At 40.7% G+C, this 25,880-nt stretch carries 16 protein-coding genes; 9 read left to right on the forward strand and 7 right to left on the reverse strand.

Annotated features, from left to right (window positions below):
* Window positions 1-8: 8 nt before the first annotated feature.
* The 7 genes from BM107_RS03375 to BM107_RS03405 form a co-directional block, all read right to left on the reverse strand.
* On the reverse strand, window positions 9-1,169 hold the full coding sequence (locus BM107_RS03375; RefSeq protein WP_090980287.1) for a FecR family protein: 1,161 nt from the start codon (window positions 1,167-1,169) through the stop codon (window positions 9-11).
* Window positions 1,170-1,236: 67 nt separating this feature from the next.
* On the reverse strand, window positions 1,237-1,818 hold the full coding sequence (locus tag BM107_RS03380) for an RNA polymerase sigma factor (protein ID WP_090980289.1): 582 nt from the start codon (window positions 1,816-1,818) through the stop codon (window positions 1,237-1,239).
* Between the two features lie 428 nt (window positions 1,819-2,246).
* Window positions 2,247-4,088: a beta-L-arabinofuranosidase domain-containing protein gene (locus BM107_RS03385; protein WP_090980700.1), complete on the reverse strand. Its 1,842-nt coding sequence runs from the start codon at window positions 4,086-4,088 to the stop codon at window positions 2,247-2,249.
* A gap of 533 nt (window positions 4,089-4,621) precedes the next feature.
* Complete coding sequence (locus BM107_RS03390; RefSeq protein ID WP_090980291.1) at window positions 4,622-6,562, reverse strand: glycoside hydrolase family 97 protein; 1,941 nt, start codon at window positions 6,560-6,562, stop codon at window positions 4,622-4,624.
* Window positions 6,563-6,600: 38 nt separating this feature from the next.
* A complete protein-coding gene (locus BM107_RS03395) occupies window positions 6,601-8,742 on the reverse strand; it encodes a glycoside hydrolase family 43 protein (RefSeq protein ID WP_090980702.1) in 2,142 nt (713 codons plus the stop codon).
* Window positions 8,732-10,348, reverse strand: coding sequence for a glycoside hydrolase family 43 protein (locus tag BM107_RS03400; protein WP_208864321.1), 1,617 nt, complete (start codon window positions 10,346-10,348; stop codon window positions 8,732-8,734). Before BM107_RS03400 ends, BM107_RS03395 begins: the two co-directional genes overlap by 11 nt.
* 139 nt (window positions 10,349-10,487) lie before the next feature.
* The gene (locus BM107_RS03405) at window positions 10,488-12,122 is read right to left on the reverse strand and encodes an alpha-L-fucosidase (protein WP_090980293.1); all 1,635 of its coding nucleotides are present in this window, start codon (window positions 12,120-12,122) and stop codon (window positions 10,488-10,490) included.
* Window positions 12,123-12,670: 548 nt separating this feature from the next.
* Here BM107_RS03405 and BM107_RS03410 point away from each other — a divergent pair.
* The 9 genes from BM107_RS03410 to BM107_RS03450 all read left to right on the forward strand — a co-directional run bounded on the left by BM107_RS03410 (window position 12,671) and on the right by BM107_RS03450 (window position 25,680).
* Window positions 12,671-13,246, forward strand: coding sequence for an RNA polymerase sigma factor (locus BM107_RS03410; RefSeq protein ID WP_090980295.1), 576 nt, complete (start codon window positions 12,671-12,673; stop codon window positions 13,244-13,246).
* Between the two features lie 67 nt (window positions 13,247-13,313).
* Entirely contained in the window at window positions 13,314-14,447 is a 1,134-nt protein-coding gene (locus tag BM107_RS03415; protein WP_090980297.1) for a FecR family protein, read from the forward strand.
* Window positions 14,448-14,600: 153 nt separating this feature from the next.
* Window positions 14,601-17,921: a SusC/RagA family TonB-linked outer membrane protein gene (locus BM107_RS03420; RefSeq protein WP_090980300.1), complete on the forward strand. Its 3,321-nt coding sequence runs from the start codon at window positions 14,601-14,603 to the stop codon at window positions 17,919-17,921.
* Between the two features lie 9 nt (window positions 17,922-17,930).
* Entirely contained in the window at window positions 17,931-19,340 is a 1,410-nt protein-coding gene (locus tag BM107_RS03425; RefSeq protein WP_090980302.1) for a RagB/SusD family nutrient uptake outer membrane protein, read from the forward strand.
* A 4-nt stretch (window positions 19,341-19,344) separates the two neighbouring features.
* Window positions 19,345-20,052 (forward strand): DUF4843 domain-containing protein, encoded by a 708-nt coding sequence (locus BM107_RS03430; RefSeq protein ID WP_090980304.1) that lies wholly within the window; start codon window positions 19,345-19,347, stop codon window positions 20,050-20,052.
* A gap of 3 nt (window positions 20,053-20,055) precedes the next feature.
* Window positions 20,056-21,477 carry a PKD-like family lipoprotein gene (locus tag BM107_RS03435; RefSeq protein ID WP_090980306.1) on the forward strand — a complete coding sequence of 474 codons (1,422 nt, stop codon included), beginning with the start codon at window positions 20,056-20,058 and terminating at the stop codon, window positions 21,475-21,477.
* A gap of 27 nt (window positions 21,478-21,504) precedes the next feature.
* Window positions 21,505-22,905, forward strand: coding sequence for a TlpA family protein disulfide reductase (locus tag BM107_RS03440; protein WP_090980308.1), 1,401 nt, complete (start codon window positions 21,505-21,507; stop codon window positions 22,903-22,905).
* 13 nt (window positions 22,906-22,918) lie between these two features.
* On the forward strand, window positions 22,919-24,007 hold the full coding sequence (locus tag BM107_RS03445) for a TlpA disulfide reductase family protein (RefSeq protein WP_139222262.1): 1,089 nt from the start codon (window positions 22,919-22,921) through the stop codon (window positions 24,005-24,007).
* Window positions 24,004-25,680 carry a trypsin-like peptidase domain-containing protein gene (locus BM107_RS03450; protein WP_090980312.1) on the forward strand — a complete coding sequence of 559 codons (1,677 nt, stop codon included), beginning with the start codon at window positions 24,004-24,006 and terminating at the stop codon, window positions 25,678-25,680. The genes BM107_RS03445 and BM107_RS03450 overlap by 4 nt, the downstream gene beginning before the upstream one ends.
* Window positions 25,681-25,880 lie beyond the last annotated feature (200 nt).

Consider the following 25,880-nt stretch of genomic DNA (forward strand, 5'->3'; position numbering starts at 1 on the left):
ATGTAAATTTATGGCATCACGATTATCCTCCTTCCTTCAATTTTGAAATGTACACCGCCGGTTTCTTCAAGCGACGAAAGTACATCCTGTAAGGGTTTATTTCTGGAGATGGCTCCTCCAAAGCTTTCTTTTGTTACCGGCCCGTTATAAACAACTTCTACATCATACCACCTGGCAATATCCTGCATAATCCGTTCTATCCCCACATTTGTAAACTGAAAATTGCCGTTTTTCCAGGCGATAACATCATCCACATCAACTTTATTTATATTAATAAGTCCATTAACAGCTGTTGCCTGCTCGCCGGGAACTATTTTTTTAGCGGAGTTACCATCCACCACTTTTACACTGCCCTCTAGCAGGGTGGCTTTAAGTGATTGTTCATTATTGTAAGCCCTTATATTAAAGTGAGTACCCAATACCTCAACAGATTTGTTATTAACCGTAATAATAAAAGGCCTTCTTTTTTGAATGCCATTAACAGCTGTATTTACTTTTGCCACTTCAAAATAGGCCTCGCCCTGTAATTTTAAACGCCGTTCGAAGTTTGATGAAAAATTTGCAGGCAGCGAAATGCTGCTGGAAGCGTTAAGCCAAACTTTTGTACCATCAGGTAGTTCCACCTGGTAGGTGCCTCCGTTTGGTGTTTTAATCTCCATCTCTTTGGTTACAGCACTCGTTTTATCTAAAGCTATTCCACTTCCATCTATATATTCGAGATCAGCGGAATTGATTTTTAAGCCGGGTTTACTATTGCTTAACTGCAAAATCTTTCCGTTCGATAGTTTCAGAATAGCCGTATTGGTTCCGGGTAAAATTTCACTTTTAGTTTTTTCAGGAGAAATCAGCATGTTAAACCAACCGGATTGATAGGCAATAAAACCAATAGCGAACACCAGTATAGCTGCCGCACTTGTAAACCAGATCGGAAAAAGTTTAGATTTTAAGGGTTTTACTTTTTCTTCTTTGATCCCGATATCTATTTTAGCATAAAGACTTTTTTCCAACTCATCAAATCCGGTATAGCTGGTTTCCCGAAGATCGAGTTCTTCATCATTAAAAGAAGCATACCATTGCTCGTAGAAGGCTTTTTCTTCTGGCGTAGCAGTTCCTTGTTGCCACTTAAAGGCAATTTCTGGTATGGAGTAGGTTTTGTCGCGTTGATCCAATTGTTTGCTGATTTAACATATAGTCACATCAACAAGGCCTAACCCTATATTAATTTTAAAATAAATTTTATTTGGAAAGAAGATATAAAATCAATGGCAGTCCTGCCCCTAATTTACCCTTCAAAATTTTGAGTGCCCTGGTAATATGGGCCTCGACTGTTTTTTCAGATATATTTAATTCCTCAGCGATTGCTGCATTTGATTTGTAGTCTTCCCTGCTCATTTTAAAAATCAGGCGGCATTTGAGCGGAAGCTCATTAATATGCTTGCCTAATTCCTGTCTGAGTTCCCGTTCAGAAAACCATAATTCAGTAGTATCTATCCCCTGTTCTGCAATTTCCTCAAGTGATTTTTTCTTGGCCTCATGAAAATATCCTCTACTTTGTTTATTAATCACCTGGTATTTGGTTGCTGCACTTAAATAAGTACGCAGGCTATATTTGATCTGCAGGTTTGAACGCCTTTTCCAGAGACTTAAAAACACTTCCTGTACCACCTCTTCAGCCTCGGCCTGGTTAGCCAGACGGTGGTAGGCTACGGCAAATACCTTATCCCAGAACCTGCGGTATATTTCCGTAAATGCACCTTGATCGCCATTTTTGATATGGGAAATTAGCTGGGCATCCGAAAAAGACTCGTAGCTATTCATAGCTTTAGGGAAAGTTTAAGCAAATTAACTTATAAAACATCAAAAACCAACAAACAAAGCTATTATTTCAATGAAAGCTCATTGATTACTAAGAAAAAATGGTGTTCACTTTTAAGATATGTTCATACATGCCAAACAAAACTCACTTTATCTTTACTCTAACGGATAGATTGCACCTCTCTGCTTAAATCAATACCCTACTTAGTAGCAAAATAACCGGATTTCATATTTCTTAATTTCCGAAGATGATATTTGCCTGCAAAAAAACATAAAATCTATACTGCATTTATATAAGAATAATATCAGTTAAATTCCCGTTCCCATCATAAATATCCGGATATTAGGACTAATTTCTATTAAATTTGAATCACACCGCCTGATACAATTACAACGGCTGGGATGATCGCCAAAAAAGTTAAGCATTCAAATCAATAATTCCGTAAAGTTGCATATACTCCATAAGCTTGATTGCTAATATCATAAAGTGGGCGCAAGGTAAAGGTATTATTGGCATTGCGGAGTTTGAAACAATCTTTTCCCTCTTGGTTCATGTTTTTAAGGATTTCCTGCTTAGATCCCTTTAAAACAAATTCTGCGTCAGTTTCTGCAGCCAACAGGGTTGGTCCATAGAAAATGGCAAATACATTTTCGTCATCAGGCATGGCTTCAAGGTGAAAACGATAGTGAAAAACCAGTTTGATCTGGTCGCCAGCTTTCCAAGTGCGGTTCAAAGACAAATAAGTACCGGCAGCCGGAGCAGGAGACTCACGCTTTCCATTGATGTAAACCGCTGTCCCTTCTGACCAGCTCGGGATCAGGAGATTTAATTTCAATGCTTCTGTCTTAGCAGATTTTATAGTGAATGTAACCGTAGAATCGGTTGGAAAGTTACCTTCCTGTTGAAGTGCAAATTTCTGTTCTTTCCAGTTCAATGTAGAAGGTACATACAAATTGATCCATACAGAAGTTGCATCATGGTAATAAATCCCTTTATTTAGCGAGGCAAAAGCTTCGATAGATGTTCCGTTACAGCACCTGAAATCGTCTTCTTTTAAGAATTTCTTTTCTCTTGGCGAACCGAGCGGCAAGTGATAAACTACTGCACCAGTATTTCCATTTTGCAAGGCCATTACCGAATTATAAAAAGTATTCATATAAGTTTCAGCATAAACAGGCTGTTGATCCTGGCAAAACAGATAGCTGGTTAGTTTTTGGCTGTTATGAGAAACACATGATTCGGCAATTTCTTTGGTCATCGTATTGCTTAAATGATCCGGAACGCCCCAGTGTTCTGCTGTAAGCGATGTTGGACTGGTTACATTTGGCCGCGGACCGCTGCTAGAACCATTGGCATAAGCATGATGATGCATCAACATATTCCAGAAATTCTTTGATGCATTCAGATAAGCGCTTTCACCGGTAATAATGGCACGTTGTACAAAACCGTTCACCAGCACAAGGTGGGTATTGGAATGCAGCCCGGAAAGGATATCCTGATTTTCTGCCAGTGGGCGAAAGAACCAATCCCTATCAAATAGTTTCGCCAGTGCGAGGTGTTCAGGCTTATGGGAAACCTGATACAGGTTGTACATCACCTCATTCATCGGACCAACCTCATTGCCTGGATTAGCACCAACTGTATATAATATTTTTTCAATGCTTTGCGAATCAAGCCGTGCCATTCTGTTTTGCACATAACTGGCCATTAAATTAACCATAGTATAGGCCTTTTGGTTACCGGTATGCGTATAAACATCCAAAAGCCCCTGCATGATTTTATGGTAGGTATAATAAGGCGCCCATACATTTCCGAATGTTTTTTCGAGGGTATCAAAATCACGCTCCGGAAAAGCACTCAGGTAACCTTTACCTAAAGCCTGCTGGCATTTATATAACTCATCAATCATATAAATAAGCCTTTGGCGCAATAATGGACTTTTATGCTGTTCTACCAAAAGTGAAACTGCCGAAAGATAATGACCGGTAAAATGACCACGAAGACCGATATCCGGGGCCTCCCATCCGCCCAAAGGTTTGGCCAGAGAAGGCAGGCCCGCATTGATCTTAAAATTATGCAATAGGCGATCGGGATCGAGTGTTAAAAGGTAATTGGTGTTCAGTTCTTCACGGTCTTTTACCCACGAAGGATCTAGTAAAACATCATTAGCCTGAAAGGCAGATACGCCTCGGGAATATTGAACCGTCTGGGCATGGATATTTTGAGGTATGAATAAATAGATCACTGCAAAGATGATTATTCCAGAACTCATTTTTTTTATAACATTTCTTTTCAAAGGCATCATTATTTATCAAGATTATGTTTTTGATTAAAATCAGACTCGCTGTTAATATTTCTTTAGGCTTGGTACAGACATTTCGATCATAACTCTTGAGGTTGGTATCATAAATATAAAATTGCCATCCTTAAGGATAATCTAACGTGAATTATGGTTATTTATAGTTGACTATAAGGTTATTACAAGATAATCCATCATTGCGAGGCGGGATATGAGCGAGCCGTGTAATTTATTATCAAAAAAGATTGCTTCACTCCTGCGCGAAGTCCCTTCTTCAGTTCGCAATGACGAAGTTAAGAGCCAAAACTCACAATTTATGTACAAAAATCAATATCCGTGACAGATAAATTTTATTATGTAATATTCCTCAAGGAATCGTCATTCCCAACTTAATTGGGAATCTTGGGCGCTTGCATTAAGATTAGCTTCGCTGAGCACTTCGTGGTTCCCGCATTCGTGAGAATGACGACCGCACCATGGGATTCTGTCAATGGTAGTTAAACATTTTATTCTACCACCGCAACGAAACCACCACGTGGCAAACAGTTAATTTTTACCGGCTGCCCCTTACGCCATACTTGCATTTGTGATTTAAAAGATTTGTCATTTTCGCCATCCCGGATAATGTTGATGTTTGCTTGCTTTTTGTTCAAAAAGTCCAAATTGAACTGTAATACTTTAGCGTCTTCCTGCCCATTCAGTCCTCCAATGTACCATTTGGCACCACGTCTTCTCGCCATCACCACATATTTTCCCGGAAAGCCACTCAGCAAACGTGTTTCATCCCAGGCGGTTGGCACAGCCTTTAAAAAGTTTTTTGGGGCATCAGGCAGTGCATAATAAGCTTCAGGCCGGTCTGCAAAATGTTGTAAAGCCGATTCAAAGACAACGGAAAGTGCTAACTCATGTCCATAAGAAGTAATATGCGGGTGCTGACTGTTAGAAAAGGTAACCGGGGTATAATCCATAGGGCCAATTACGTTCCTGGTAAAAGGCAAGGTCGTGTTGTGTACAGCTGCCTTATTGGTCATTACATCTCCATTATTATACCATTCAGCACCAAAAACAGCTTCCACGCTCATTAAATTCGGATAGGTTCTAGACCAGCCACGTGGGATGGTTGCACCATGAAAATTAACCATCAAATGGTGATCTGCGGCATCTTTCAAAATATCAAGATACAACTTCATCATATCCTGCTGGTCTCCGGCAAAAAAGTCTACCTTAATTCCGTACACCCCTATTTTATTTAACCATTCAAACTCTTTGATGCGTCTTTCCCGGGTTCTCATGCGGTCTACAGGTGTATCCTTTGACCAGTCAGTTGTACCCGAATTGTACCAGATTAAGGGTTTGATGCCTTTTGATTTGGCATAATTAACCGCATCCTCCAGTTTCCCGCCATTGCCCATTACATCCCATTCCCAGTCGATCAGCACATAAGGCCAGCTCATGGTTTTGGCGAGGTTGGTATATCCCACCGCTTTTTGATAGTCTTTAGATCCATGGTTATAAGCCCAGTAAATCCAGGCTACCGCACCTGGTTTGATCCAGTCTTTTTGTGCAATACGACTTGGCTCACTCACATCGGTAATCAAGGTAGATTCTACCACAGTTGCCAGGCTTCCGATCATTACAGTATGCCACTGTGACTTCCAGGGTAAAGTGCTAATATCACCTTGTTGCGGAAAGCTTTTCCTTCCTGCCGAGTAGCTGATTTTGTACCGGTTAACATCTTTGTTGTTCACCAATCTGGAAGCTGCATTAAATTCGCTGTTTCCGGCTTCAGAAATGAGATACCACACTGGTGCTTCCTGATGTTTAAACAAGGCAGGGTAAGACCACTCCTGGCTTTTTTCTCCTTTACCGTTATTGCTATAAGGATAAAAATCTTCATAACCCGGATCGTAGGCTTGTACCCAGCGATCTGTCTGTGCCGGAATATTAAAGGTGGTATACTCATCTTCGATATGAACCGGCTGGTCTGACCATTTTGGAAATTCATAACGGAAGGCAATACCATCGTTGTATACCCGGAAAATCACATTCAATGCCTTACCGTTCGCATTGACAAAGTTACAGGTACTTTCATTCGCCTGGTTACTACAAAGCTTTCTTTTACCGCTTATCATTTCATACCGGGCATTCAGCCGTTTAACAGATCCGGCACTTTTTAAGGTGAGGTTTTTAAACTGCTCCTTTTGGGTTGCGATACCGATTTCAGTATCGGAAAGAATCGGCGCCCATTTTCCATTGGTTAGATAATATACATCAAACTCCGCAGATGCGCTACTGTCAATTTTTGCCTGTTGATGATATTCGAACACCAGTTTGATTTTGCCATTGGGCGAAATGATCGGGTAAGACTGGATTTTTTGTGCATAGGCCATACTGCAGCAAAGTGAAGTCACCAAAACATAAAGGATAAAGGATTTTCTTAGTGTCATTTGATTTGTGTTTAATATTTAGGTATTTAGCTAAATGTTTATTCATTTACTACCTGCCAGCTAAAAACGGTTCCGTCTTTGCGGTTCGGTAAAGTGCCTGGCCAATCTGCACTATATAATTCTCCCGTATGCGGATCTAAGCCTACAAAACGGTTTGTTTTTAACGACAATAACATACACTGCCCCCTCAACATATCCTGCCATACGAACAGACTACCTGCTGTTTCTTCCTTGATGAGCCGCACATCGGCAGACAAGCCCATGCTGGTAATCGTCAGGAAACCTGATCCGTTCAGGGCCTGCAAGGCTACTTTCCCCTGTCCGCGATCCAGTACCCTAAACAGGTAGTTGATATCTTTTTCCGGAGAAAAACTTCTGCCCGGACAAAGCATCCCATGTGGATTGGCCCATGCCTGACGGCGATCTGCAAGATTTGTTAACGTAATTACCTGATCCAAAGGCAGATTTTTTGCACGATCGGCCAAAGGTTCTTTCAAAGTAAAATTTTTAAATTGTGCATAACCACCTTCGGTACCTTTGGTATTATAGGCAAAAAGCGCAAATCGGGTACCCTGAAAGGTCTTCAGCTGGAAGGGCAAGCGGATACTGTCGCCAACCTTCTCAAAGGTTTTCCCATCCAGGCTATAGCTCAACTGTGCGATATCATCATCGAAATTGCCAAAAGCACGCAGGTAGATCCTTGGCGATGTTATGGGTTTATCGATGTTTTTTTGCTGATACTGGTCGAACATTCTGAACAAATAACGATTACCGTCGCGCAAGATACCGATCCAGGCATAAGGGATGTTCATTAAACCTAAACCTGCAATATCACCATCTTTCAGTTGTTGACCGTTCAATTCCACGGTAGCTTCAGATTCAGGACCAACACCCCGCTGGGTCAGGGTATTTCTTGCCCAAAGGAAATCTTTTGCCGGTAAGGTATGCAGGCGCAGGCTTCCCCCTTTCAACTGCCATTTGCTGTCGACAGGATTATGGTTCCATTGCCATGCAGAGGCTAATTGTGGTGCATCAAAATTGTCATTACGTTTGTAAGGCGCCTGCGGACGATCGGGTTGAGCCACATTGGGTTTAAACCAAGTACGTGGCGACCTGCCCAAGTTACCTTCAATGCCAAAGAAAGGCCAGCCATCTTTCCAGGTAACAGGCGACAGAAAGGTTGTTCTGCCCACTGCCCGGAAATCCATCATCGAAAAGCCCCACCATTCGCCATTGGGCAGATCAACAATACCACCCTGATGCATGGGAACTGATCCAAACAATTGATCGCTTTGCCTAGTCATCGATAATCTGGCATTTGCGGCAGGCAAGGCAGAATCCAGCCACATGTTGTTGGTCAACCAACCAAGCGTTGTTCCCATGGTTTCTTTTGCACTGACCACTGTTGTTTCGTAAGGTCCCTCAATATTGGCGGCACGCGCACATTGCAGGCGACCGTTATCAGCATTGGTAATATAATATTTCCCATTGATTTTGTAAATGTGATTACCTTCGCCCATGGCATTTCCCCGGGGAATGATCACACGGTCGCTACCTTCTACAAAACCGCTTAGGTCAGGTTTTAATTCAATGAGTTTGATTTCCCCGACACCATAAACAACATAGATTTTTCCGTTCTCAAACAGCACCGACAAATCATAAATATGACCTTTCAGCTGGTGCTGTTTCCAAGGCCCGGCCGGATTGGAGGCCGTAAAAATCTGCAGACCATGTTTGTTTACATTGGAAAAAATATAGAAAATTCCTTCGTGGTACCGGATGCAAGGTGCCCATATGCCTTGACCATAGGCTTCTTTCCCATCCTGAAGATTAAATTCCCCTCCCTGCCGAAAACGGTCCATTGCATAACTGATCACTTTCCAGTTAACCAGGTCTTTAGAGTGCAGCACCGGTAATCCCGGTACACTGTGCATGGTGGTACCGGTGAGGTAAAAATCATTCCCTACACGAATGAGGTCCGGATCGGAGAATTCATCATAAAACAGGGGATTGGTATAGGTACCATTTCCATTATCTGCCGTCCAGGAACTTTGGGCATAGCTCCTTGAAGCAATTAAAATGAATAGCAAAGTATAGACGATCAGGTTTAATGACCGGTTAAAATACTGCTGAATAAAAAGTGTAAGGGATTTTTGATGTATTAATATTTTATTTATCATAATCATAATGAAGGTAATCTACATCAATAGATCCCCCTTTACCAAGAGGATTGTAATTGTAAATGGCAATCCGGTCACCCCGATAAGATCCCCAGCGAAGTTGGTAAGGCTCACCAAATGATTTAAATGTTTTGCCATCCATACTGTAACTAAAGGTACTTTGCCCATCAAGTCCCCATACTGATCGGATCCAAACCTCATTACCTTGAATTTCAGGGCCTGTTAAAACCTGATTTTTCGTTGTAAAAGATAACTTCTTGGTTCCGTCGGTACATTCAAACCCAAGCGTAGCATAATCCGGCGCACCAAAATGCGATAAACCAGCTTTTTGCCCACTGGCCATTCCGCTAAGATCAAACTTTACGGTAACCGTATTTTTAGATGTGCGGTAAACCCTTTGTGTTAAGGTATTGCCGGCAGAAAGAATATGATCTTTTAGCGGTTTAAAGGCATATAAACGCAACCATCCTTTTCTCTCGGATAATGACCATTGATCTTTTTTGGGCTGGTAGTTCCACTCCCATTGGGGCTGGAGGCTTTTGGCATTAAAATCATCACTGCTTTGCGGATATGTTTTGCGGGTTGATTTGACCGGCATAGGCGCAGACCATACCATTTCGCCAATACCATTGGCGTTAGGTTTTCCGATTACTGGCCAACCTTCCATCCAGGTTACAGGCAGCAGACTTAGAATCCGTCCGGACCAATCGCCAGAACCATGGTGGGTCAAGAAGTACCATCCACCGGTTTGGGTCTGTACCAATCCGCCCTGATTGGGTTCATTAAACTCAGGTTGCCCTTCGCTCAGCTGCCGTGGTCCTTCATAAGGCCCCCAGATATTTTTGGCCCTTTCCATCATTAAAACGCGAACGTTATTGCGCACCTCACTGAAAAGGTGATAATAATAGCCATTGATTTTGTACAGCTTATTGGCTTCGCTCCCATGTGATTGATAAATTACCTGATCTGAATCTTTGATCAGTGACTTGCCATCGGCCGTCATCTTAAAAAGATGAATTTTATAGCCATCAGCAAAGTGGGTTCCGATGAGATAGCCCTGACCATCTTCATCCCAAAAAGGGCAGCAATCATCCCAGCCCTTTTCGCCCCACACCTTATGTAAAGGCGTCCACGGTCCTTCTGGCTTAGCTGCAGAACTCATAAAATAACCTTCATCCGGATCACCAAAATAAATCCAGAAACGTTTGTTATGATACCGGATGGCACCTGCCCAGATTCCCTTTCCGTAACGGTCCATCTGCGTATAGTTCATGGCAGGCGAAATTGTACTAATATCTTTAACGGCATGCCCCAGTATCTGCCAGTTGACCAGATCTTTCGATTTCAGGATCACGAATCCAGGGGAATATTGAAAAGTAGAAGAAACCGCATAATAGGAATCACCTACGCGGATGCAATCAACATCGCTGTAATCGCCAGGTAAAACCGGGTTGCGGTAAGTGCCATTGCCCTGATCTCCCCAATGTGTCCAATTGCCCCAGACGGGTGCATTAACCGGAGATTGTGCGAAGGTAAAAGCAGGTAAACATAGCATGATGAAAAGCAGCGTAATCGCACGTTTTCGTATCACTTTATTAGCAATCATGTAACGACTTCAGTAAATCATTCATGCGCCATATTGGTGCATGAATGATGTGTTTTAACAATTAAGTGAGTAAAATATGATCTGGCTGATTCATTCCAGGACGGAGAGATAACCAACTCATTTAAGGAGTAAATCCTATTTAGACAATAGCGCCGTAAATTTTAAACACATAGGCAATGGAGCCTGGTGCCTGTTCAGGAAGTTTTATTTTTAATCCCTCTCCTGTCTGTTCAAATTCAATTGATCCGGGATAACCCAATAAACTTACTTTTTGTATTTTATTGACTTTATTTGATGCGAGACTCTCTATCAGTGCTGTTCTATCAGAAGGCCAGTCAAGCATGGCTGCAAACAAATCTTTCCCTTTGGTGGTGAAGCGGAAATCCTTTGCCCCAAATTTTACACTACCTTCGTTAAAGCCCTGTACACTTAGTGGCTTTGCGTTTGCAATTGCCGGTCCTTCTCCGAAGATTTTCCATGGTCGCGTACTATAAATACATTCGCTGTTTCGTTGCATCCAATCGGTTATTCCTTCCACTATGGCGCGTTCTTTTTCATCAATGGTTCCATTTCCCCTTACTGGAATATTCAGCATCAGGTTACCATTTTTACTGACCACATCCAACAACATATGAATAACGGTTTTGGGATCTTTATACCAGTTGTTATCATAAACCGGACGGTCATAATGCCAGGAACCAATACAAGTATCTGTCTGGAAAGGCTCTTTAGCAATTTCATTGGTTTGCCCACGCTCGATATCCCACACCATACACTTACGCTGTTGTTCATCAAGCACTTTCCCGAATAATACCGCCTCCAGTTTACCATATTTTTTGATACTGGCGTTATACATGTGTGCGGCAATCCTTAGTCCCGCATCGCTAACCGGATATAGAGGTAAAATCGTATCATCAAAGTAGATGACGTCCGGCCCATACTTGTCTAACAGTTCAATAGTGCGTTTGTAGAATTTTTCACAATAGGCTTTAGAAGGCAGGGAAACACCATTTACCCATGCCCATTGACTGTGGATCATCCCGTTATCTTCACTATTTTTACTGAGTGGATGATTTTGTGCATATAGCTCCTGAGGGTCTTCTCCTTCCCACCAGGTTCCTTTACCATCAGCTTTTGTTAATTTTCCATCGTAAGGAATACCGGCCATTGGGCCATGTTTATCAGCACGCTGGGCGGTCTCCATCCAGCTCCAGGCGTGCGCCGCATGCACACTTACCCCGAAGCGCAGGTCATGATTTTTTGCGGCCTTCGCCCAGCCACCAATAATATCCTTTTTTGGGCCCATGCGAACAGAATTCCATTTCTGGTGTGTACTATCATACAGATCCAGGTTATCGTGGTGATTGGCCATGGCCATAAAATATTTGGCGCCAGCCTTTTTGTAAAGCCCCACCAATTCTTCCGGATCCCATTGATCAGCCTTCCAGTCATTAATTACGTCTTTAAAACCGAATTTAGAAGGATGACCATATTTTTCTAAGTGATATTTATATTTATGTCCGCCTTCCATGTACATTTCGCGGGCATACCAATCACCGAATTCCGGCTGACACTGGGGCCCCCAATGTGCCCACATGCCAAATTTGGCATCGCGAAACCACTCAGGCGTTTTGTATTGAGACAGGGAATCCCAGATAGGTTTAAACGGACCAGCTGCATAAGGCGCATTAAGCAGCTGGCCTGCATAACTTTTAGATAGATATAGCGATGATAAACTCAAAGCCATACCTTTAATTAAGGTTCTTCTTTTCATGTTGTGTTGTTTTTGGCATAGCTCTATCCGATAAGAATAAGATTCTGCTAATCTGTCTGATCTATTTGGTTAAAATTAAGGAATCATTAGATACCTATCTATCAACCAAAATTAGTTGACTTTAAACCAAAAAAAAGAAATAAATAAGACTTTTTTTTGTACAAATCCGACATTCTTACCTCTTTAGCAACAGAGCAAGTATAATACGATTTAAGAAATATTGTTAAATTTCATAAATAAAAGCACCCGAAATACCACTTTTAACCTTTAACGCTTACCAGAATCGGTTTAATAATAAAAAATTGATAATCTTTAACTTACAACTGTCAACCATCTTCATATAAATCCATTCCAACCCCTTGCCCTACTTTTATAAAACCTCAAACTATAAGTTTTAAAATAGAACCAAATCCATAAAAGTAAAGTATATTTGAAGATTAAATCCGTATAACCGATTATTGTTGTAGCACTTTTTCTATGTTCGACACATTTGCAAACCATATGGATAAACATTAGATTGTGCTTTTTGTTACCAACCAGAAACCAACATGCCAACACCTTTATTCGTTAGCGACAATGACCTTCTAACCGCTTTAAAAGCCGGAAGAAGCAGCGCGTATAAAGAAATTTACGATCGTTACTGGCAGGTGCTGTACCGCTTCTCACGTAAAATGTTGCAGGATGAAAATGTGGCAAAAGATGTGGTACAGGAAGTTTTCACCATTTTGTGGGCCAAAAGAGAAATTCAGAATACGGCTGTACCACTTGCAGCCTATCTATATACGCTTACCAGAAACCGCATTCTTGATCTGGTAAAACGCACAAAGGTAGAGAACAGATATTTGGAATCTTTAACCAGTTTTATACAGCTTAACCACGCTACGCCAGATCGTTTGTATATAGAAAAAGAACTGTATGACCAGATTGAGCGTGAAATCCAGCATTTGCCCGAAAAGATGCGACGGATATTTGAAATGAGCCGCAAAGAGTATAAATCCAACCAGGAAATTGCAGATGAACTTCAGATTTCCAACAAGACTGTTAAAAATCAACTTAGCACCGCTTTAAAAACCCTCAGAAACAAGCTGGGCGACACCATGAACACCTATCTTATCTTTTTTTAATTTTTTTTTCATTCCGCATGGGACTTTCGTCCTACTTAGTCGTTAAGCCAGTATCTACTGACCAAAAATGACTGAAGACCAAACTAAATATGCGAAGGAACTGCTTAACCGTTACAACGCAGGTAACTGTACACCAGAAGAAAAAATCCGGATCGACGCCTGGTTTAATGCCTATGTCAATACCATTGCCGATGTTGAACATTCGGAAAATATGGAACTGATCGGACAGGAAATCTGGGCGAAACTTCCTGCAACCGAAGTTTCAGTAAAACGGAAGCTATGGCCAAGATTTGCGGCAGCTGCAGCGGTTATACTGGTATTGTTCAGCCTTTTTAAACTTTATGAACCCAATTTGCCTCAAAAGCAACCGTTGGTGCAAAACAAAAAAGAACAAATAACGCCAGGCACCTATGGTGCAACGCTTACGCTGGCCAATGGGAAGCAAATCAGGTTAAGCCAATTGAAAAATGGCGTTTTTGCAGAAGAGGCCGGTGTAAAAATTACCAAGACGGCCAAAGGCGAATTGGTGTACGAGGTTAAAGATGAAGCTGATAACACCTTAAAAACAAATACCCTGTCTACCGCAAAAGGAGAAACCTTTAAGGTTGAACTTCCGGATGGATCTTCGGTATGGCTTAATGCCGCTTCAAGCCTTACCTACACCACCAATCTTGCTACTGCAGAAATCAGGAAGGTAAAATTAAATGGCGAAGCTTATTTTAAAGTAGCTCATGACAGCGGACATCCCTTTGTAGTAACTACACGCGGGCACGATATAAAGGTATTGGGAACAGAATTTAATGTAAGTTCTTATGAAAATGACGATGAGGAAATAACCACACTGGTACAGGGAAAAATCAGCATGAATACCAACAGGGAAAAGGTTATACTGGCACCAGGTGAAAAGGGAACAGTACGTAATGGAAACATTGAGAAAGCAGCTGCAAATATCGAAGCTGCAACCGGTTGGAAAAATAACGAATTCGTATTTGCGAGTCAGGATATCAGGTACATTATGAAACTAATCGCGAGATGGTATGACGTAAATATTACTTATGAAGGTGAAATACCGTCAGAGAAAATAAGTGGTAGCATTTCGAGATTTGCAGACATTCACAGTGTACTCACCATCCTTCAGGCTACCGGAACGGTTAAGATTAAAACAGCAGGTAACCGTGTAGTCGTATCGGCGATACAATAAGATTAATTTAACTCATGATTATACAAACATTAATATAACAACCTATGGTAAAAAACTAACTTAAAGACCAAGAATTCTAGTTTTTGTAAACTGCAAAAATTACAGAATCAAACCAAGAATCAACTAATCCAACTATCAAACCAAACCAACTTAATGAAGACCAATAAAATGGCTGTGCATTGTGCTACACGTCCCAGAATTTTGCGGATAGCTACCTTGTTCCACTTCCTGCTCATCTTATCTTTTTTGCAGATGAGTGCTTATACCTTCGCGCAACGGATAACACTAAACGTTTCTTACCAACGGCTTTCGGAAGTTTTCCGGATGATTAAAAGCCAGACTGGCTATAATTTTGTCTATTCCGATAAAATCATTTCAGATGCTAAACAGATTAGTGTGAACCTGAAAGACCAATCTATTGATGCTACACTAAAATTAATTTTAGGCCCGCAAGGCATTAACTACACCATTCAGGATAAAACGGTTGTACTGACCAGTAAAGTACAGCAGAATGATGAAATTGATGGCGTAGTTAGAGATCGTAAAACTGGCAATCCATTACCATCCGTAGTGGTTTCTATTAAAGGCGCTAAGTTCCAGACCCAAACAGATAACAACGGCCGTTTTAAACTCACTATACCAGCAAATGCCAAAGTGCTGGAGTTTAGGTATGTGGGTTATAAAACAGCTGAGGTTGAAATCAGGGCAGAACGTCATTTTAGTATTTTTTTAGAAGAACAGGCCGTAAGCCTGGATGAAACAGTAGTTAATGGTATCTTTACGCAACGCAAAGAAAATTTTACCGGGGCAGCGAACACCCTTACGGGTGCCGAACTGAAAAAGGTAAGTGCCAACAGCGTATTTGCTGCTATTGGTGCCCTTGATCCATCGTTCAGGATAGTACCAAACAATGTAACAGGCGGTAACATTAACCAATTGCCTAATATTCAACTCCGTGGGGAAAATTCCTTTCCTAACCTCTCGGGCCAACTGTCATCTATCCCAACCCTTCCACTCCTCATTTTGGATGGTTTTGAGGTAAACCTGCAACGTATTGTAGACCTTGATATGAATTTAATCAGAAGCGTAACCCTGCTAAAGGATGCTTCTGCTACCGCACTTTATGGTTCAAGAGGGGCTAATGGTGTGATTGTAATTACAACCATTACCCCTGCAGCCGGCAAACTTCAGGTGAATGTAACCCACGATTTTCGCCTCACCACGCCAGATCTTTCAGTGTATCATCTGCTTAATTCTGAGCAAAAACTCGATTTTGAAAAACGGGTTGGATTATATAGCACTACATCAAATCTTTTGCAAAGCAGTTTTGACATGCTTTACAACGAACGTTATAAAGCTTATGCCAAAGGCGTTAATACCGATTGGTTATCTATACCCACACAAAATGGCTACAGTAACCGGACTTCTGTTTATGCACAAGGTGGTGATACGGTTATCCGCTATGCGCTTCAGGTATCAGGTGACTTCCAATCGGGTGTAATGAAAGGTCAGGATCGTACCAATTACTCAGGTCAATTTGACTTAAATTATTTTAAAAAGAAATTTGAGTTCCGGAATTCCCTGCGTATTTTCCAGAACAAGTCTAATGAATCACCTTATGGTAATTTCGCAGATTATGTAAGTATGAACCCTTATTGGGCCCCTTATGATAATAAGGGTAACGCCAATCGAATGGTAGAAGACCTGAACTTTCTTGGATTCAGCTACCAGACGGCAAATCCCCTTTACAATGCCACGCTGCATTCGATAAACAGTACCAATTATTTTGGGTTTTCCAATAACTTTAGTGCCCGCTACAAGCCTACACAATCTATCTATGTAGAGAGCAGTTTAAGCATTAATAAACAAAGCGGAGGTGACGATTTATTTTATTCTGCACAAAACACCAGGTTTAATAATGTGACTGATCTGAACCTGAAAGGAAGTTATGATTTAAGCACCAATAACAGTATGGGATATGAAAGTTTGACGACTGCAAACTGGAATGCCATATTTGGCAAACACCAGTTGTTTTCTAACTTAGGTTTAAATTTATCTCGCAGCACGTCATCTTATAATACCTTTTCTGCAACAGGCCTGCTAACAGATCAATTAGATGACATTCTTTATGCTACACAGTATAGTGGTCGTCCGGTTGGTGATGAAAACACAATTAGCCGTGTAGGTTTGCTGTACAGTGGAAATTACATTTACGATGACCGCTTTCTGGCCAGTGTTTCTTACAGAAGGGATGGTTCTTCTCAATACGGCAACGAGAAACGTTTTGGTACATTTTGGTCTGTAGGTGCAGGCTGGAATATCCATAACGAATCTTTCTTTCAGAAAAGCGACTTCGTTAACCGACTGAAAGTAAGAGGAAGTTATGGGTCTACCGGTTCGCTCAATGTACCTTCTTATGCTTCTCAATTCAGGTACAATGTTAATGCAGAAAGCGCTTATTTTGGTAATATCGGTGCTACACTTGCAGGCATGGGAAATGATTTTTTAAGCTGGCAGGATGTATTGAAAGCGAATATTGGTCTTGATGCCGACCTATTGAAAAACCGTTTAAACCTGAGGTTTGAATTGTATCTGGAGAATACCAAAAATGCAGTAACACAAATTACCCTTGCCCCTTCAACCGGATTTAATTCTTATACAGAAAACTATGGAGAATTATTAAACAAAGGTTTTGAATTTTACGCTAGGTATACTATTCTGCAAAATCCATTTACAAGGACGTTATGGACAGTTAACGTAAACGGATTTACCAATAGAAACTCGCTTAGAAAAATTTCAAACGCGCTGCAGTCATCGAACAATTTATTGAATAACGGAAATCCAAATCAGGTGAAACCCAATCTCCAATTGGTAGAAGGACAATCTATTAATACCATTTTTGCAGTACGTTCACTGGGGATAGATGCAACTACTGGTTCTGAGGTATTTCTAACGAAATCAGGAGAAACTACCTTGGATTGGAATGTAGCAGACAAAGTACCGGTAGGCATCAGTCAGCCACTTTGGAACGGAAACTTTGGCACTGGCTTTTCGCATAAGGGTTTTGAGGTTAATCTGATCTTTAACTACCAATTCGGCGGACAAATGTATAACCAAACCTTGGTAGAGCGTGTGGAATCTGTTAATCCAAAATTCAACGTAGACCAAAGAGCTTATGACTTAGGTTGGGCAAAACCAGGTGATGTAAGCCAATTCAGAAGGATTACCGCCAACCCAACTCAAACCAAACTGACGTCAAGATTTGTACAGGATGATGATAACCTGATTTTGAGTTCTGCATCATTAGGTTATACTTTTTACAAAAAACAGTTTTTGGAAAAAATAGGGTTGCGCAGTTTACAGCTCACGGCCATTACCAATGACCTTTTCAGGGTAAGTTCTATACAGGTAGAACGCGGTACCAGCAACCCTTTTGCCAGAACATATTCCTTAACCTTAAGAGCAGGTTTTTAACTAAAAGATATGAACTATAAAAAATTCTTAGCCATATTGGTTTGTTTAACCGCTATGCTAACGTCATGCAAAAAATATCTTGACGTAAATCCAAAATCATCCGTTTCTGAAAACCAGCTATTCAACTCGGAATTAGGCTTTCAACAGGCTTTAGATGGCGTATACTCGCTATTTGCTTCGCAAAACCTATTTGGCGATAATCTGACTATGGGCTTTATGTCCGCCTTGGCACAGAATTATAACATTCCCGTTAACTCCAGATTTTACGATACTGCTAAATTCAACTTCAACTCACAGGAAGTGACTGAATTGGGAAATTCGATCTGGAGCAACGGTTATAACGCTATCGCCGGTGCGAATAAGGTGATTCAAAATACAGAAAAGCGACGTGATGTATTAAGTATCTCGGCTTACAGCCGGATTCGTGGTGAAGCGGTAGCGCTGCGGGCTTATATGCATTTCGAACTCCTGCGGTTATTTGGACCTGAATATGTAAGCGGACTCACAAAAAAAGCCATCCCGTACAAAAAAGATGTAAACCAATATACTGCAGTACCTTTAACTACACAAAATGCGGTAATAGCTATACTTGCAGATCTGAATGAAGCCGAACAACTGCTGGCCACATCAGATCCAATCGTCAATGGCCAGACAAACCGCAGCATCAAGATGAATTATTATGCGGTTAAAGCCTTGCAGGCCAGAGTATACCTTTTTGCTGGCGATAAAAGCAAAGCCTTTGCAGCAGCGAAAATGGTTGTTGATGCCAATAAATTCACATTTGTAACCTTCGGGAATGCAACGGCTGCAGCCGAAAGCAGAGACCGGATCTACATTACAGAACAAATTTTTGGGCTGAGAGTAGCTAACCTTAGAAATTGGGCAGATCCTGGCTATTTTCGCGGTGCTTCCAATATGCGCCGCTCTTCTAATGATTACCAAACACTTTATGAAACAAGTTCTGGTGGTAGTACGGATATCCGCTATTTAGCAAGAATTGAAGTAGATAACAGCAATAGTGTAGGTTTTGTATTTCCATCGAAATTCTGGCAAACCTATCCCGGTACAGCTCCTTCCGACAATCGTTTAGATCAGTTAGTACCCATGATCAGGTTGGCAGAAATGTATTACATTCTGGCCGAATGCGCATCAACTACCGCGGATGGCATTAATTACCTGAACGTGGTACGCGAAAACAGGAACATTACGCCATTGGCCACCACTCTTAGTCAGAGCAATTTAAATAATGAGATTACTAAAGAGTACCAAAAGGAATTTCATGTGGAAGGGCAACTGTTCTATTACTATAAACGAAAAAACATTACAAGGATGCAGTTTATGACCACAGATATTCCACTATCTAATTATGTATTGCCTATTCCCGATCAAGAATTAGAGTTTAACCCAAATTACAACTAAACAAATGAAATACTTAACGATATTATTCTTGCTCGTTTTTGCAATAGGCTGCAAGAAAGATGATATACCAACTTTTGAAGGCCGGGATGGAATCAGTTTCTTTATTGATTATTACGAAAATCCTGATAGCACCAATTATTCATTTGCCTTACAGCCAACGGTTAAAACAAAAGATACCATATTTATTAAAATGCGTTTGGTAGGCAAACCTGCCAGTGTAGCACGCAGTATTAAATTAAAAGCATTGGCGGGTTCAACAGCTCGTCCAAATGTCGATTACATTTTGCCCGAAGTTAAGTTACCAGCAAATGCAATTTTTGTTAACTATCCGCTGGTCGTGTTTAATACGCCCGAAATGCTCAACAAAAGTTTTCAGTTGTTGCTAGGTGTCGATCCAGGGAGTGAACTGGTTCCTGGTGCGCCGGGAGTAGCAGTAGATCTTTCCAGAAACTTTGCAAAAATGAAAGTCAACATCACTAATCAACTTATAGAGCCTGATTATTGGCAAAATCTAACCTTCTTCTTTGGAGACTTTAGTATAGTAAAATTTAAATTTATGATCAAGGTAACAGAACTTACAAATTTTGACCCTAACGTGGTTGATATAGGTGAATTATTTCTGATCCAGGTAAACTTGAAAAAAGCACTTTCAGATTATGTTCAGCTGAACGGCCCTCTTATTGATGAATTCGGAAACCCAATTACATTTTAAGTTATGTTAAAAATAAAATATTGCATTTACTTATTACTGATATGCTGTGCCACCTTGTGGTCCTGCAAAAAAAGTCAGGACTTTAATTATAAAGAATTAAATGAACTGGAGATTAAAGATGACAATGCAAATTTGTCTATTGTCCAGTTTGATACACTCAAAATCAATCCGCAGATTAGCCAAAGCAAGCCTGCGGGAGAAGGATTTACCTATCAATGGAAAATTTACTCCGTCTCTCCGGTGGATGGAATTGATGAAAAAGTTCTGTCTACCGCTCAGGCATTAAAAGCGGTAATTAGTTATCCACCTTTAAAGGATGGTTATAACCTGGAATATAAAATTACAAATTCGGCCACTGGTGTATCCACATTTAAGGTTTATACCGTACAAGTTAACAGTGCATTTGGTAAGGGGTGGCTGGTGAGCAACACTACATCGGGTAATGCTCAATTAGGCTTTATCCGTTCGGATTATAAGGTGTTTTATAACCCGGCCGGCGCTGTAAATCAAACCATCTTTCCGGGGAATGCTGTTGCCGCTAATCTTTTCTACAATGGTGACGGAAGTCGTTTCGGACTAAGTTTTTTTACCGATAAAGGAAGTTACCGCTTTAGTGCAAACGATTTTTTAGTTTCAGGAAAATCAACCATTAGTTTTACACCGGTGAAAGATAAATTTGCTTTTAGTGTATCAAAGTTTACAACTGAAGAGTACGTGATTAATGATGGAGGTCTTTACGCTGCATCCATGCTTAACGACCCTGCGAATGTTACCTATTCTGCCAGATTAGATGGAGACTACAACCTGTACCCTAAAGTAATCACCAGCGCTTTATTCTCTACCTATTTTTATGACAACAAGTACAAACGCTTTATGTATGTACCATTTGGCAGCTTTAGTTTAATCCCAACTTTTGGCTCTTCTTCTGCTGCTTTTAATATTGGAAATACAGGTATGTTGATGGTAGGCGCTATGGATGGTGTGAAAACAAACTCATCAGAAGATTTTTTCTTTGTGATGCAGGATACCAATGGCGATCGCTTCCTTTATTCATTATCAGGTGCATCGCCACGCCTTAATCAAAAAATGCTGAATAGCCCCGAGATTGCTTCTGCTAAATCATTTGCGGCTTCGCTTACTTTGAGGCAGTTATATTACGCTACAGATAACAGCATTTATTTATATGATATTCTGGCGAACTCGGCCAAACTGCTTTATACATTCCCGTCAGGGACACAAATCAAACAAATCCAGATGGATCAGACGGATAGCAAAACGCTGGTTGTTGCTGCTAACCAGGCCACCGGAGGATCAGTATACTTCTTCAAAGTAAATAACCTTGGGACGATTACTAACGGAACTTATGATCAGAAAATAGATGGTTTTGGAGAAATTTCATCCATAAGTTATCGTAGGGCCAATTAAATCAATTAATCTATTAAAAAAACATATATGTTTCGTAAAATAATCATTTGTTTCATTCTAACAGTAAGTTGTTTCGTTCAGCTATCTGCGCAAAGCACGCGTGATCTTAAAAAAGAGCTGAAAGGACTTAAGAATATTCAGGATACCATTGTACTCAATCAAAAAATTAATGCACTGGCGAGCGGATCTGAAGAAGACCTTATGCTACTTACTCAATATGGACTGAACAAAGGCTGGTCCCGTAGTCAATGGGATGAACTCGCAGCGAAACGCATGCCTAAAGAACAATTTGCTTTTAATAAAGCACAGGAAAAGTTTTTTGCAGAGAAGGACCTGAATAAAAAACTGGCCATACTGGCTTCCTTGAAAAAGGAATTTCCAAACCAAAAATATGGCTATATCTATGCATTAATTGTCGGCGATTATGCCAGAGCAGGTAACTTTAATCAGGCCATGGCCTATTTGCAAAAAACAAAAGACCAGGATCGCGTAATGGCCTGGTCTCAACTGGCTTTGGTAAATGACCCGAAGATATCAAAACAGGTTACGTTACGTGTTAACCAAACCCTTTCACAAAAAAACTTACCTGCAGAAGAACGAGTGATGCTCCTGAATATGAAGCGTTATCTTCTGGAACAAAAGCAGGATTATAAAAATGCGGCCATCATTGCGAAAAAGATATTAGATCTGACTCCAAATCCTACTCAGAATGAAATGGATCACTACAACATTTTACTAAGCAAAAGTGGCAACTATAGGGCAGCTTTTCCAGCCCTCAAAAAAATGATCAACAAAGAGACAGAGGATGAAGAAGTCAAAAGTGAATATAAACGTGCCTATCAATTCATGTACCCGAACAGAGATGTAAAAGCACATCTTGATTCTATCGAGATTTCAAGGGTAAAACAGTATGAAGCGAAGTACAAGGACTACAAAGGTGAAAACTTAATCAAAGAAAAAGCACCAGAGTTTGAACTGCTGGATGCCAACGGCAACACGGTATCTTTGAAAGATTTTAGAGACAAAATCATGGTAATCGATTTTTGGGCCACCTGGTGTATGCCTTGTAAGGCTGCACTGCCCGGCATGCAAATGTTGGTAGATAAATACAAAAATGATCCTGAAGTGAAATTTCTTTTTATTCACACCAAAGAAATCACTGGTGAAACTTTTGAGAAGGTTAAAAACCAATCAATGGCTTATTTTAAAGCACACGATTTTACACTACCACTTTATGTAGATTTAAGAACTAAAGATACCAAACAAAATAAGGTAGCAGAAAGCTTCAAAGTAGGCGGCATACCACATAAATTCATTATCGATCGTAATGGTTTTATCCGTTTAAGCAGTGTAGGGTTCAGCGGTTCAACTCCTGATCTGGTAGCAGAAATGACCGCAGTTATTGAGAAGGTTAAAAAATTAAATTAATAAAAATAAAAAAGTGAAGAACAAAATTTATCTTCTTTTAATGTTGCTGGTATTTTCAGTAAAGAGCCAGTTACAGGCACAAATGCGGTTGAGCGGCCAGTTGGGTGGATGTAATGCTGATAGCATATCCTTAAGTTATATGCTTAATGGGAAAACACACAATGATCGTATAGCTGTCAAAAATGGCGCATTCAACGTAATTGCACCAATAGATACTCCGGTTATGGCTACATTAAAACTTCCATTTCAGGGGCAAAGTTTTGATTATCCTTTTTTTGCGGAACGTGGAGAACTGAAGCTACGCGGAAGTGTAGACAACCTGGATTCTATCATGAATCTCAGCATTACCGGTGCCCCTACCCAAAATGTATTTAATGCTTACATTAAAGCAAGGATGTCGTTAATTAAACAGGCTGATAGCCTGGATGCGCTAATGGCCAATGGCAGTGCCGATTCTACTGTGGTGAAACCACAGCTGTTTAAAATCGGACAGATGATTTCAAGCGGCCTGGCAGAGCAGTACATCAGGAATAATCCAAAAAGCTACGTAAGTCTGCATTTGCTGAATTTACTAATTTCTTCCAGGATAGATTATGACAGGGCAAATGCACTATTCCAGGGCATGGATCAGTCCTTAAAAAAATCCTCAGCAGGGATTTCAGTAAAAAAAGGTCTCTCTGTTTTACAACTCTCGGCAACCGGAAAACCATTAAAGTCATTTAGCATTGCAGATATAGATGGTAAAATGGTTACACTGGCGGATTATAAAGGTAAAATTGTACTGGTCGATTTTTGGGCAAGTTGGTGCGTACCCTGCCGACAAGAAAATCCTAATTTGTTAGAAAACTACAATAAACACCATGCAAAAGGATTTGATATCTTGGGAATATCATGTGATACAGATGTGGCTAAATGGAAAAAAGCAGTAAATGAAGATCGTCTTCCGTGGAAACAGGTGAGAGATTGGGAAATCCTGAAATACTATGGTTTACAATCCATCCCTTCTAATTTCCTCTTGGATGGCAATGGCAATATATTGGCCATAAACCTCCGGGGTGAGGAGCTCACACAAAAATTAGATCAAATCTTCTCTAAAAAATGAGAAATCTTTTTAAAATAGCTTATCTGTTATTACTTTTTTCAAATCTAGTAGCAAAAACGCAGGCGCAGCAGGAGGTCAAATCTGCAAAAAAAATAGAAAGTTTGTTACGCAAAACGCATTTGGGGGCGGTAAATGCCTGCATTAAATTGGTGATCAGGGATACGCTGGCAGATCGGGATTTTGGTGGATTTAGTGCGGTAATCGTTTCTTCAGATGGCACTATATTAACCGCCGCGCATTCTGTTCAGCCTACCTATCGATACCGGGTAGAATTCCCTGACGGCAAAAAAGGTGTGGCCATTGCTTTGGGGAAGATTGCAATAGATGCCGAAAATAAACAATTCGACCTAGCCATGCTCAAGATGGAAGGCAACGACTCCTGGCCATTTGTAACAATGGGTGATAACAGAAACCTGATTTTAGGAGAAGGCTGCCTGGCCATCTCCTACCCCGGCAGTTTTTTTCAAACCAAACCCAATCTCCGTTTCGGACGTTTGACCAGTTTAGATGCAGGTGATGGCTTTATGGAATCTACCTGTAAAATGGAACCTGGAGATTCAGGCGGTGCCCTATTCGATTTACAAGGTAAATTGATTGGCATCCGCGATAAAGTACAGATCAACGAGGATGAAAATTTTGATATTCCTGTTAATTTGTTCCGCCAATATTGGAGCGCGTTACAAAAACCAGTTAATTACCACCAATTACCAATATCCGAACCGCTTCTACCCGTAATGGCAAGCAAGCGTTTTACGGTGGCTCCGCCCGCTCATTTCTCACCGCTGGGGCATGAGTTTTTAAACCAGGTTACTACTTTGCATAGTACAAAGGACAATATTCAACAGCAAATTATGTCCACCGCAATCAACGTAGAGCAAAATGGCCAGCAACGGGCATTTTGGGTCAGTAAAAGTTCTATGCTTGGTGAACAGCCCTGGATAATGCATAATGGTGTAAAAATCCAGCTTAGTGTATTAGGTCGTGATTTTGAAAATGACCTGGTACTTTTAAGTGCCGCTGATAACATGAGTAATTTCCAAGGTATAAAAATCGCGAAAGCGACATATAAACCACTAAGCCAAGATGATCTTGGGAAATTTTTATACTCACCTATAGATCCTAAAGATTGTAAAACAGGGATTATCAGTACAATAGAAATCCAGCTACCGCTACTATTTAGCCGTGCACAATTGGGGTCATTGGTGCTTGAAGAAGCTGGCAAGATGATGGTGAAAGATCTTGCGCGTGGCTATCCTGCCGATCAGGTATTGAAAATCGGCGATCAGATCATAGCTGTAAACGGCAAAAAAGTACAAAACGAAGATGGATATGATCAGGAAATGAACCGTCTGATGATCGGTGATCACCTTACTTTAGGCATCATCAGGAACAATCAAACCTCTAACATAGATATTGATTTTACAGACAGGCCAACGCGCGACATTACCCGTAACTATAAAGGGAAAAGAAGTTTGCGCTCTGACGGGTTTGAAAAAGTATTTGTTCAGGATGCTGCCATCCGGTCGGATGAGTGCGGAGGACCGGTTTTCGACAGCAATGGAAACTTCATGGGCATTAACATTGCCAGACACAGCCGAACGGCCACAATCATTTTACCTGTGGATGTAATTAAAAAATCAATTACAAAAATGATGGGTTCAGCTAAAAGTTGACCGTTTGAGCTCATATTATAAAAAATATGTGTCTGAATTTAAAATATAATCAACATCTACGAAAGCTCCTTTAATGGGGCTTTCTTTTTTAACAGCATTTTTAACGCTTTCTTCGCAAGAAAAAATGGGTTAAATACCACCACAATCAAGAGGAAAAACGATTAATATCGGAATAGTGATAAAAAATGTCGGTTTCAGAT

The organism is Pedobacter suwonensis (assembly GCF_900111825.1).
Lineage (GTDB): Bacteria > Bacteroidota > Bacteroidia > Sphingobacteriales > Sphingobacteriaceae > Pedobacter > Pedobacter suwonensis.